Origin of the sequence: Marivirga aurantiaca (assembly GCF_016679925.1) — a bacterium.
In the GTDB taxonomy this organism is placed as follows: domain Bacteria; phylum Bacteroidota; class Bacteroidia; order Cytophagales; family Cyclobacteriaceae; genus Marivirga; species Marivirga aurantiaca.
This window is the reverse complement of sequence record NZ_JAEQBW010000010.1, coordinates 43,898-56,971: the sequence shown is the minus strand read 5'-3', so window position 1 is coordinate 56,971 and position 13,074 is coordinate 43,898. Positions and strand designations below refer to the sequence as shown.

8 protein-coding genes are annotated in these 13,074 nt (G+C 39.1%); 1 reads left to right on the top strand and 7 read right to left on the bottom strand.

The annotated features are described in order from the left end of the window. Window positions 1-15: 15 nt before the first annotated feature. Window positions 16-561: a helix-turn-helix domain-containing protein gene (locus tag JKA74_RS16810; RefSeq protein WP_236587872.1), complete on the bottom strand. Its 546-nt coding sequence runs from the start codon at window positions 559-561 to the stop codon at window positions 16-18. A 216-nt stretch (window positions 562-777) separates the two neighbouring features. Between JKA74_RS16810 and JKA74_RS16805 the strand changes: the two genes are divergently transcribed. Continuing rightward, entirely contained in the window at window positions 778-3,555 is a 2,778-nt protein-coding gene (locus tag JKA74_RS16805) for an alpha-amylase family glycosyl hydrolase (protein ID WP_201432395.1), read from the top strand. 377 nt (window positions 3,556-3,932) lie between these two features. On the opposite strand, the gene JKA74_RS16800 is transcribed toward JKA74_RS16805, so the two are convergent. From JKA74_RS16800 to JKA74_RS16775, 6 genes are all read right to left on the bottom strand, one after another. Further along, window positions 3,933-4,337, bottom strand: a complete 405-nt coding sequence (locus tag JKA74_RS16800) for a DUF7793 family protein (RefSeq protein WP_201432394.1) — start codon at window positions 4,335-4,337, stop codon at window positions 3,933-3,935. Window positions 4,338-4,457: 120 nt separating this feature from the next. Next, window positions 4,458-5,912: a glutamate synthase subunit beta gene (locus JKA74_RS16795; RefSeq protein ID WP_201432393.1), complete on the bottom strand. Its 1,455-nt coding sequence runs from the start codon at window positions 5,910-5,912 to the stop codon at window positions 4,458-4,460. After that, window positions 5,912-10,438, bottom strand: coding sequence for a glutamate synthase large subunit (gene gltB, locus JKA74_RS16790; RefSeq protein WP_201432392.1), 4,527 nt, complete (start codon window positions 10,436-10,438; stop codon window positions 5,912-5,914). The genes JKA74_RS16795 and gltB overlap by 1 nt, the downstream gene beginning before the upstream one ends. Window positions 10,439-10,866: 428 nt before the next feature. Then, entirely contained in the window at window positions 10,867-11,469 is a 603-nt protein-coding gene (locus JKA74_RS16785) for a hypothetical protein (protein WP_201432391.1), read from the bottom strand. After that, the gene (locus JKA74_RS16780) at window positions 11,456-11,962 is read right to left on the bottom strand and encodes an RNA polymerase sigma factor (protein WP_201432390.1); all 507 of its coding nucleotides are present in this window, start codon (window positions 11,960-11,962) and stop codon (window positions 11,456-11,458) included. Before JKA74_RS16780 ends, JKA74_RS16785 begins: the two co-directional genes overlap by 14 nt. Next, the gene (locus JKA74_RS16775; protein ID WP_201432389.1) at window positions 11,959-12,864 is read right to left on the bottom strand and encodes an alpha/beta fold hydrolase; all 906 of its coding nucleotides are present in this window, start codon (window positions 12,862-12,864) and stop codon (window positions 11,959-11,961) included. The genes JKA74_RS16780 and JKA74_RS16775 overlap by 4 nt, the downstream gene beginning before the upstream one ends. Between the last annotated feature and the right edge of the window lie 210 nt (window positions 12,865-13,074).

Here is a 13,074-nt window from a genome sequence, read left to right as displayed (position 1 = left end):
ACTTTAAAAATTAAATTACTTGCCAATCTCCTCAATCGTATTTCTACTCTTATCTTTTAATTTCTTATAAGCAGAGGGCGTAAGTCCTGTTACTTTTTTAAATTGGTTGGATAGGTGAGCCACGCTGCTATAGTGCATTTTGAAGGAAATCTCCGTAAGATTTAACTCTTCATAGAACAGCAGCTCTTTAACCCTTTCAATTTTATGCACTATAATAAACTGACGAATATTGATTCCTTTTACTTCCGTAAATAAATTAGAGAGGTAAGTATAATCGTAATCCAGTTTTTCACTTATGTAATCTGAAAAGTTTACCTTAGGCAACTCATCAGTATGATGAATCATTTCGGTAATCACATTCTTTATTTTTTCAATCAGTATGGCTTTTTTGTCGTCCATTAATTCAAGCCCGGAGGAGTTAAGGCCCAGTTGCAAAAGCCTGAGCTGCTCCGTTGTTATTTCCTCCATGATTTCGACCTCACCTAAATCAGCCACTACGAAATGTAACCCCAGTTTTGTCAGTTCTTCTTTCACTGCCAACTTGCAGCGGTTACTAATCATATACTTAATAAATAATTTCAAATCTATATCTAAATGGTTTACACGGAAAGGTCGGCAATTGTAGAGGCGTTATCTTACAGATGATATTATTATTGTTACATAAATCACAGGTTCCAGTAGATACATCTTTTGGCTTTTTTAGGTTCTAATGTGACTAAATCTCGCAAGGATTTATCAGGTAACCCTCTTTACACACTTTTTAGTTATATTTGGTTAATGGAAAATTCGATTCAAAAGTTATTGCCCGTAGTTCTCTTGCTGGTATTTCATACCGCCTTTAGCCAAAGCACCTCTGTCACTTTTAAGGTAAATATGAATGAACAAGTGGCCTTGGAGAAATTTGATCCCGCTACAGAATTTGTAGACATAGCAGGCTCTTTCAATAATTGGGGCGCTCCCAATGGTTTGCTTTTAAGCGATGAAGATAATGATGGTATTTATACCGCCAACCAAATTCTTTCAGTAGGGGAAGGCATCGAACTGAAGGCCCGCATTAATGGAGAATGGAATGGAAGAGAGGAATTTTCCGTAGGGGGCTCGAACAGGCAGTTAACCATAGAAGAAAATGCCATCATTGAATTTTGGTATAATGATGAACTACCTGATAATATTTTACAGGTTAATATCAGCGCTTCCACTAATTTCGGCTTGCCCGGGGAAGTGATTCAATTTACAGATCAGTCCAACGGGAATCCTATAAGCTGGGAGTGGTCTTTTCCCAATGGTACGCCTTCAACCAGCAATGACCAAAACCCAATAGTAACTTATGCCAATGAAGGTAAATATGATGTCAGCCTGACTATTGCTAACGAAGAGGGCGAAACTATTTCCAAAATATTTGAAAACTATATTACTATAGGTACCCAGGATACCTACTGGTGGAATGATGCTGTTTTTTATGAAATATTTGTCCGCAGTTTTTATGATGCAGATGGCGATGGTATTGGCGATTTCAAGGGACTGACAGAAAAACTAGATTATTTAAATGATGGCAACCCTGCTACCCAACAAGATTTAGGCATTACAGGTATTTGGTTAATGCCTATTCAACAATCCCCCAGCTACCATGGCTATGACGTAACTGATTACCGAAGCATTGAAAATGATTATGGCTCTAATGAAGATTTCAAAGCTTTTATTGCGGCAGCTCACGAGCGGGGCATCAAAGTGATCATTGATTATGTGATGAACCATAGCTCAACCGAGCACCCCTGGTTTATAGATTCTGAAAATTCAACCAATAATAAAAGAGAATGGTATGTGTGGGAAGATACTAGTCCAGGAGACACCGGACCCTGGGGACAAAATGTATGGCATCAAAGTAATGGAGATTATTACTATGGATTGTTTTGGGGAGGAATGCCGGATTTAAACTATGAAACGCCTGCGGTAAAGGAAGAAATGTTTGACATCGCCAGTTTTTGGCTGGAGGAAATGAACATAGATGGGTTTAGATTGGATGCTGTAAAATATATCTACGAAACCGAAGCGGGGTTGGAAGACACAGAAGAAACATTCCAGTTCTGGAAAGATTTCAGAACTCATTATAAAAGTGTAAATCCTGATGCTTTTGCTGTCGGTGAGGCTTGGTCAGCCACTGAGAAAGCCAAAAAATATGTAGACAGTGATGGCCTGGATTATGTATTTGAGTTTGATTTGGCAGGAAATATTTTAGGTGCGGTGAATAATGGAAATGCCTCCGGCTTAATAGCGAAATCGGAGGAGGTAATGGGGAGTTATCCTTATTTGCAGTTTGGTTCTTTTTTGACCAATCATGATATGGACAGGGTGATGAATGTGTTGGGAGAGAATGAAGATAAAGCCAGGCAAGCTGCGGAACTATTATTCAGTTTGCCGGGCATCCCTTATATTTATTATGGTGAAGAAATAGGTATGTTGGGAGCCAAACCGGATGAAGATATTCGTTTGCCTTTGCAGTGGAGCAGCGCTTCTCATGCTGGTTTTACCAACGGAACTCCTTGGAGAGCACCTAAAGCAGATTTTACTGACAAAAATATTCAAAATCAGCAAATTGATCCGCAATCCTTGTGGAGAAGTTACCATCAGCTGATCAGTACACGAAACTCACAGATAGCCTTACGCAGAGGAAATTATAGAACTGTTGAAACTGGTGATAACGGGGTATATTCTTTTTTAAGACAATATGAAAATGAGCATGTCCTGGTAGTGGCCAATGTTTCCGGCTCTCCAAAAACAGGGGTTCAAATAAGTTCTACCAATTCAGGTATTGCAGCCGGTGAATATCAGTTGGTTGATCTTTTAAGTGGGGAATCTGAAAGTATAATAGTCCAGGCAGGTAGTAGTTTCACGCATCAGTTGAACGAAATCCCTGCTCAGACCACCAGGATTTATAAATTATTGGATGAAGAAAATATCCTCACCAATGTTGAACTGATGGTGGACATGAATGATATGATCGAAAGTGAAAGCTTTGATCCTCAAACGGAAACAGTTATATTAATTTCCAATCAAAATGATTTTGGTAGTGATGAAAAGGAGTTGGTTGATGAAGACGGGGATGGTATTTATAAAGTAATATTGAATGATAAGAAGATAGGCTCTGCTTTTGAATATAAATATGGCATTAACCTCATCGGAAATGGGAGAGAAGAATTCCCGGAGAGCGATTATTTGCGTACTTACAGATTAAAAGAAAGTGAAAATGCAGCACTGGATATTTATAACCAGAAGGGAAGTGCGATCACCTCTGTTGAAAAGCCTGAATCGGAAAAATTAGCTTTCATGCTTTTTCCAAACCCGGCCGATAACTTCATCACTATTCAATGGGAAGCCTCCCGCACAAAATTGATAAATTATCAAATCATAGATGCTACGGGAAAAGTTAGTGCAAAGGGAGTAATATCTGCTTCTGCTAATAAAATCAATGTAGCGAATTTGCCACAGGGGCTTTATATTTTTCAGCTAAAAACAAATAATGATGTATTTAGCCAAAAATTTATTATTGGAAAGTAAAAGGCAATTCGAAATCGAATTCTCATTAGGGAGCTCTTGATAAATACTGCAACATTAGAAAACCAAATAATATTTGCTTAGAGCGAGCGGGCTGGTCGACAAAAAGGCGGGGAGCGCGCTGAAATGTAGCGTGGAAGCATCTTTTTGTCTTGATTTTTTCTATCTTTTGTATCAAGACAAAAGATTAAAAATAAAATTTGGTTTTAGAAAGTTTGAAATTTAAGTGAAACCTCAATAGTTAGTGAAAATTCTCTTTTTTGAGGTTTTGGATTTAAATTGAAAATTTAAAAAACACCCATTAAGGTTAATGCATTCAGTTTTAGAGTTAAAATTCATTTTCCATGTGTAGCCTCATTAGATGGGACTAAGAAAATGCCCTATTTCACCTTTTTGCTTTCCAGGCTATTCAACCACTCTTTGGCACTTTCTATATCACTAAATATTTTATAGGGAACAGGTTGGTTCTGCATCGACAGGATCATTTTAAGAACAGTTCTTAGAGTGGTGCTGGGAATCACATAGGCGGTTCCTTTGCAATACGTTTTAAGCAATAGCCAATTTCTTTCAATCCATTTGGCTTGTAGTTTCTGGTGTCTTAGTTTAGGAATAGTGGCATTTGTAGCATCAAATATTTTTCCAATATAATTCCTTTCATCATAACATGACTCTAACTCATCCAGGTATCTTTTGAAAGATGCATCCGTAGCTTTAGAACCGGTAAAAGTGATATAAATTAATGATGAATCACTCTGATCTATAATTGCATAGTTTGAGGATTTCATAATAAATAATTCCCTGATTTAAACCTTTAATAGCACAAATTTACGAATTACATTATAAATGCCCGTCTCCTTAATTATTAATTATGTATTATTTTTAAATGAATTTTGTTTTGAGAATGTTTATTCTGCTACACTAAAGAAAGAATCGTTTTTTGAGGGCAATTCTGTGGTTCCCATTAAATATTTATCTACTTCGCGGGCAGCTTCACGTCCTTCTGATATGGCCCAAACTACCAAAGACTGACCTCTCCTGGCATCTCCGGCTGCAAAAATATTTTCGATATTTGTTTTGAAATTTTTATCAGCAACAGTGCCTCCTTTAGTTTTTTCCACTCCAAAAGCATCCAGCAAAGGGCTTTCAGGATGAGTGAAGCCTATGGATAACAAGGCTAATTCGCAGGGCACATCACGCTCTGTCCCCTGAATCTCCTGCATGTTTTGCCTGCCCCCTTGATTAACCCATTCAATATCTACTAATTTAATATGGGTCAATCCATTTTCATCACCAATAAATTCCTTCGTGAGCACACTCCATTTTCTTTCGCCTCCTTCTTCATGGGAGGAAGAAGTACGTAAGGTCATTGGCCACAAAGGCCATGGATCCAAATCGCCTCTCTTTCGGGGTGGTTGGGGCAATAGTTCGAGTTGCAAAACAGAGGCAGCATCTTGTCGGTGAGAAGTGCCAATACAATCTGAGCCTGTATCGCCACCACCAATTACTACTACATGTTTGCCTTTTGCGCTGACCTTGTCAGCAACATCGTCCCCTGCAACTTCTTTATTTTGCTGTTTTAGAAATTCCATGGCAAAATGAATTCCTTTTAAATCCCTGCCCGGAATAGGTAAATCCCTTGGTACAGTTGAGCCGGTACAAATGACAATGGCATCATAATCCTCTTTTAGCATATCAGGATTAACATTTCTGCCCACTTCCGAATTTACTTTAAAATGGACGCCTTCTTCACTTAACAGGTTCAATCTTCTTTCCACCACCCACTTTTCAAGCTTAAAATCCGGAATCCCATAGCGTAACAAGCCGCCTATCCTGTCATCCCGTTCAAATACAGTTACCCAATGGCCCGCTTTATTGAGTTGATCAGCAGCAGCAAGTCCGGCCGGTCCTGAACCAATTACAGCCACACGTTTTTCAGTACGGCTTTCTGGTGGATTGGCTTTTATATAGCCTAATTCGAATGATTTCTCGCCAATCATTTTCTCAATATGCTCAATTGTCACTGGCGGCTTATTAATGCCCAATACACAACTTGCCTCACAAGGAGCCGGGCAAATTCTGCCGGTAAATTCAGGGAAATTATTGGTTGAATACATGATTTCGGTGGCTTCTTCCCAGTCTTCCCGATAGACGGCATCATTAAATTCAGGAATAATATTGCCTAAAGGACAACCGGAATGACAAAAAGGCACACCACAATCCATGCACCTTGCAGCCTGCTCTTTGGTTTTCGTTTCGGGAAATGGTTGAAGTATTTCCTTAAAATCTCCCACTCTTTCTTTAGGGGGTCTGCCTTCAGGCAGTTCTCTCTTATATTTTAGAAATCCGTCTTTTTTGCTCATTATGCTACAATTTTCTGTGGTGTTTCCTGATCGTCTTTTTGCCTGTTTTCCTCCATAATCCTCTTATAATCATGAGGGATTACTTTAATAAATTGATGGAGATATTGGGAAAAATTCTCCATTATCGCCTGTCCTTTTTTACTTCCTGTCAAGGCAATATGCTCATCAATCAATTCTTTCACTAAATCAACATCTTCCTTTTCCAGAGGATCCAGTCCAACCATACTTGTATTGCAATTTTGTCGGAAATGTTGATTTTCATCCAACACATAGGCAATACCCCCACTCATGCCTGCCGCGAAATTCTTTCCGGTTTCACCCAATACAATTACACGGCCACCGGTCATATATTCACAGGCATGGTCTCCAACACCTTCTACAACTGTGTATACGCCTGAATTACGTACACAGAATCTTTCCCCGGCCATGCCATTAATAAAGGACTTACCTGAGGTAGCTCCATAAAAAGCTACATTTCCAATGATGATGTTTTCCTCTGCTTTAAAGCTCGCAGTCTTGGGCGGATAAATTATCAAAGAACCGCCTGAAAGACCCTTGCCGAAATAATCGTTGGATTCACCTTCTACTTCTAAATTGACTCCTTTGGCCAGAAAGGCTCCGAAGCTTTGGCCGGCCGAACCATAAAATTTAAAATTGATCGTGTTATCGGGTAATCCATCCCCATGATATCTTTTACTGATTTCATTGGAAAGTATGGCTCCTACAGCGCGATTGATATTGTTAATGGAAAAGGAATGATTTACTTTTTCTTTTTTCTCCAATGCAGGAGAGGCCTTCTCAAGTAATTTCCAGTCCAGTACATTGTCCAATTCGTGATCCTGGTCAATTTGCTTAAACACACCCACTTGTTCCGGAATGTGTTCCTGGTATAAAATGGGACTTAAATCAATATCTTTTAACTTCCAGTGCGGAATGTCATTTCTGACTTTAAGTACTTCTGAATGACCTACCATCTCATTGATTGTTCGGAAGCCCAACTGCGCCATAATATCCCGTAAATCTTCAGCCAGAAAGCGAAAAAAGTTAACTACATGGTCTGGATCTCCTGTAAAAAGTTTTCTGAGTTCAGGATTTTGTGTGGCCACACCTACCGGGCAGGTATTGGTATGGCATTTTCGCATCATAATACAACCTTCCACCACTAGTGCTGCAGTTGAAATTCCCCATTCCTCAGCACCCAGCAAAGTGGCAATGGCCAAGTCCCTTCCGGTGCGGATTTGGCCATCAGTTTGAAGGGTGATTCTACTTCTAAGGTCATTTTTCACGAGTGTCTGATGAGCTTCTGCCAGGCCGAGTTCCCATGGTAATCCTGCATGCCTGATAGAACTTAAAGGAGAAGCTCCCGTGCCGCCATCAGCTCCTGAAATAAGCACCACATCGGCATTGGCTTTGGAAACTCCGGCAGCTACTGTGCCTACTCCGGCCTGCGAAACCAGCTTTACATTTATTCTGGCGGAACGGTTGGCATTTTTCAAATCATAAATCAATTGGGCCAAATCTTCTATAGAATAAATGTCATGATGCGGTGGAGGGGAAATTAAACCTACTCCCGGAGTGGAATGCCTCACCCTGCCGATCCAGTCATCCACCTTATGGCCTGGCAACTGGCCGCCTTCCCCTGGCTTGGCTCCTTGTGCCATTTTAATTTGTAATTCATCAGCATTGGTTAAATAAAAACTGGTTACTCCAAATCTGCCTGAGGCTACTTGTTTAATAGCGGATCTTTCCCAATCGCCATTAGGCTTTACAGCGAAACGAATTTCATCTTCTCCGCCTTCTCCGCTATTACTTTTGGCTCCAATCCGGTTCATGGCAATGGCCAATGTAGAATGTGCTTCATGGGAAATTGAGCCAAATGACATGGCGCCTGTAGCAAATCTCTTGAGGATTTTATCAGCCGGTTCCACTTCAGAAAGTGAAATAGGAATCCGCTTTTTGAATTCAAACAAGCCGCGTAAAGTCAATGTGTCCTTTAGTTGCTCATTTATCTTTGATGCATATTTTTTGTAGAGCGGAAAATTATTAGTCCTGGTAGAATGCTGTAATAAATGAATAGTTTCAGGGTTGAAAAGATGCTTTTCCCCTCTTTGCTTCCATTGATAAACCCCACCAACTTCCAACCTTTTTTTAACACCTTTTTTTGTAGGGAATGCTTGGCGGTGCCTTACCAACACCTCTTTTGCAAGTCCTTCAAAACCGATGCCTTCTATACGTGAGATAGTACCTGTAAAGCATTTTTCAACCACCTGGGTTCCCAAACCTAAAGCCTCGAATATCTGGGCTGATTGATAGGACTGTAGAGTGCTAATGCCCATTTTAGATAGAATTTTCAGCAAGCCGTAACCAATTGCTTTTTGATAGTTTTCCACAGCTTCCTGTTTGCTTAGCTGATCGCCCAATAAGCCTTTTTTATATAGGTTTTCAATGCTTTGAATGGCCAGGTATGGATTGACTGCACTGGCACCATAACCTATTATGGTAGCGAAATGATGTGTTTCCCTGGCATCACCGGCTTCTACAATTATTCCTGTTTTGGTTCTCAGGTTTTTGCTGACCAGGTGTTGATGCACAGCTCCTGTAGCCAATAAAGAAGGAATAGGTGCAAAATCTGCATTAATATTTTTATCGGAAAGTATTAAAACTACTTTACCCAGATTAGCAGCTCTTTCTGCCTGTACACATATTTCCTTAACACCTTCTTCCAGACGGCCTTCCTGACCATCAGCCTTAAACACGCAATTGATTATTTCATATCCAAAGCCCATGTCTTTCAGATAGCGGAATTTGGCAATGTCCGAATCGAGTAGGACGGGTTGGGAAATATGTACTTGCTTGGTGTGTGCGGCACTTTCTTTCAGTATGTTCAAACTGGCTCCCACCCTTGTAAATAAGGACATCACCATTCGTTCCCTTATAGGATCAATCGGTGGATTACTGACCTGGGCAAAAAGCTGTTTAAAATAGTTGGAGATGTGCTGGCTTTGCTGACTTAGAATGGCCAAAGGGGTATCGGCACCCATTGAGCCCACAGGTTCTATTCCGGTTTGGGCCATATCTGCCAAAATTACTTTTAGCTCTTCGGAAGTATAGCCATAAGCTTTCTGTCTGGTGAGCAGTTCTTCCTCTGTAAGTGTTTCTTTCTCGATTTGAGGATCGGGTAGAAGTCTAAGCTTTACCCTTTGAGCAATAATCCAATCGGTATAAGGTTTGTCATGGGTGATAGCAGATTTTATTTCCTCATCAAATAATATTTTGTTTTTCTCAATATCGGCCATAATCATTTTGCCCGGTTGCAGCCTGCCATTTTGAATGATGTCTTCTGGTGGAATAGCCAGTGCCCCGCTTTCAGAGGCAATAATGAGCCGATTATTTTTGGTAATGCAGAATCGGGAAGGTCTGAGACCATTTCTGTCTAATGTGGCTCCTACTTTTTTTCCATCGGTAAAAATTAGAGCGGCCGGACCATCCCATGGTTCCATTAAGGAGGCATGGAATTTGTAAAAGGCCTTTCGCTGTTTATCCATCATGTCATTGTCCTGCCAGGCTTCAGGCACCAACATCATCATTACATGCTCCAGTGGACGACCATCCAGAACAAGCATTTCTACTATGGCATCCAAATTAGCAGAATCAGAATGTTCAGGATTGGTGATTGGTAATAATTTTTTCAGATCATCTTCCGAAAAGACATCAGACTGAAAACTTGCCTCTTTTGATTTCATTTTAGTGACATTTCCTCTGATGGTATTGATTTCCCCATTGTGGGAAATAAAGCGGAATGGTTGTGCCAGTTTCCAGTTGGGGAATGTATTGGTGGAAAAGCGGGAATGTATAATGGCAAATGCACTTTTTAGTCTTTTATCCCTTAAATCATCAAAATAGACCCTGAGTTGATTGGTGCGAAGTTGTCCTTTATAAATGATAGTGCGTGTAGACAAACTGCATACATAGAATGCTTTGTTATTGCCTTGCACATTGTGGCCCATATAATGTTGGCTGTAATTTCTTAGTACAAATAGCTTTCTTTCAAATTCCTCTTCACTGATGTTTTCCTCCGGTTGAACGAATACTTGTTCTATACTTGGTTCTACAGGTTTGGCACCGGCACCAGGGACTTTATGATCTACGGGAACTTGTCTATAGCCCAGAATATTTAATTTTAATTCAGCGGCATGCTGTTTGAAAACCTCTTTGCAGCGCTCAGCAATTTGTTTCATTTGTGGAAAGAAGATCATCCCGATACCTATCGGATTTCCTTTATGTATGTTGATACCTGCCTCTTTCGAAACAATATCAATAAACTCCTTGTCTATTTGTAGCAATATGCCAGCTCCATCACCGGATTGAGCATCAGAACCTTTGCCACCTCTGTGCTCCATGTTTTCCAACATATCCAGCGCATCCTGAATCAATTGAAACTCCTTTTTCCCATCTACATTTATAATGGTACCGATGCCACAAGCATCATGTTCAAAGGTGGGGTCGTAGAGTGATTTGTTATTCATAGCGGGAATTTTCAATGTGTTGTAAATTCTATAAAAAAATAAATGGACTTTTGGTTCGCAGGGCTTTTAGGAAGAATAAAAAACTAAAGCATACTTAGTGTCTAATTTACACTAAGTAAACAACTTATCAAAATATTATATTGAAAATTTGCAGAAACTTGATGATAAAGTACGATTATGAAATAAAACGAGTAGTAATTGCAAGGTTTTATTTAAAAAAGCAGGCTATTATTCTGAAATATTGTAGAGGTTATTTCCTAATTACCCAAAACCTGAGTTCGATTGCTTTAATCTGCCTTAACGGTGTATCTCATGCTAATTGTTAATGAAATAACGTCCTAATATAGTTTTTCGTCAATTTTTAAAATCGAACTCAGGTTTAAAGGGTGTTATTTCATTCTCAAAAAGAATAATTAAATGAGGTTAGTTTATTCCTTGATTATTTTCTCCCACTCATTTAAGTGAGCAATTAATTCGTCTATTTTCTTTACCTTTTTCTTCACCTTTTTATAGGCGAAAAAGCTTGTGATGATGATATAGCCGAAAGTAATTCCATAGGCCAAAACTTTAAAAAGCAGGCTTCCTCCCACAAGGATATCTTGAAAATACATCATTAACCCTGCTGATAGTAGGAACAAATAAACAGGTAAGCCATATTTTAATGTAAAGCGGTTGTGCAGGAGCTTTTTTCTACTGTAATCAATAAATTTTTTAGGATTGATTTCCGGCTTAATGTTTTTGTACTGTACGCCAGACCACTGTATTGCAGCAAAAACGATTAATAGCACAAATATAAAGATCAGGCTGACATAAAAGTATATACTTCTATCACTCATACTATTCCAAATCCATACCATCATCCCAATGGTGGCAGCAAAGCTAACAGACATAAAAAGATTGCTAAAGATCAGTTTTCGCTGATGTTTGGTCAAGTCATCTTGTGCTTTTTTGCGGATATCATCTATTGCCAATTCCTGATCAGAGGGTTGCTGTTGTTGCCATTGATTTTTATATAATTCAAATTGATCCATGATTCTTTGTCATTAATGTGGAGAGTCTTTTTTTAACCCTGTTAATTTTCACGCCTACATTGTTAATGTCTGTTTGCAGAATTTCTGCAATTGCTTTGTAGGAAAGATCTTCCAAAATCAGTCCAATGATGATCCGGTCCGAGTCGTTAAGTTGATGAATACAATGATGAAGCTTGTTCAGCGCTTCATCATTGTTGACTTGTACTTCCTCCGCTTTATCCGGGACTTCAAATTTCACAAGATACTGTTCATTTTTTTTCAGCCTCATATTAAACTTGATGGCCGTGTTAATGGCTATTCGATATATATAAGTGTTCCAACTACTTCTCTCCTGAAATCTTTCCATGGCTTGCCATACAGCAATCAGAATTTCCTGATAGAGATCGTCCACCTCGGATTTTTCCCGAAGGTAGGTCAGGCAAACACGGTAGATACTGCCCCTGGACTTTTCTACAATGGAATTAAATAGCTGCTCTTTTTCTTCCTTGTTCATTTGGAAGGATTAAGTAAAAAATTTTCCATTTGTGAATATAACCAGTCGGGCTGATCATACATGATAAAATGCTTTGAATCTTCTGCCACGACCACCTGGCAGTTAGGGGCTTTTTCGTATTGAGAGTTATATATCTGCTGAGCATATTCCAATGTGTAATTAGGATACATTTCAGTTTTTTGCCAGGCTGCTAATACAAGCATAGGGGTTTTCATGTTGGCTAATTTATCTCGTAAATCTGTGGCCATCATTTCATGGGAACAATAAGCTTCTGTTTTCAAATCTGAACTTTTAGCCCACTGTACCACTTTATCCCAATAAATGGAATCAGTAATCATTCCTTTGGCAGTCATTCTTCTATAAGAATCGATTTGCTCCTGATTGTAGGCTTTAAAATTTTCTATATATTGATCCGCAGAAGCTTGATCAAATCCTTCTTTGGCATTTGGATTAAATGTGAGACTAAAGAATGGTAAGGCATCCACTATAATTAATTGCTGAATAGCAGAATCTTGCTCCAAGCCGATCATCATACTTAAATAGCCACCAATACTATGGCCTACCAGACTTACTTCAGTTAGAGAGTTGGACTTAATGTACCTAATGATGTCCTCTTTATAGGTTTCCAAATAAGGTGGCGATTCAATGGGTGCCTGCCCGGCAAAACCGGCCAATGTAAGTACATGGCATTCATAGTTTTTAGAAAAATGCGCAACTGTTCCATCCCATACATCACCACCACTTATCAGGCCGGGAATAAAAATCAATGGTTTACCCTGACCGCTTTTTTCCACTTTAAAGCTGTAATTGTTTTGCCCCAGAACCCCGGTGGCAAATAATAAGGCCACAAGAAGTGCTGTCCATCTTTGTGCGTTTGAATTTTTACATAGGATATTTTTCATAATTAATAAGTTTTAATTTAACATTTGCCCATTAGTACTGGGAGTAATCATTTTCTTACAGGCAGGAGAGAATTATTTTAGGAGGATACTATTTGAAAGCCATATTGTGATTATAATCAGCTTTTATTTAGCCACTTAAATAAGTTTTAATGTTTATTTCAAAATTATTATCTTATTTACAGTCTAATATTTTATACTTACCTAATTAAT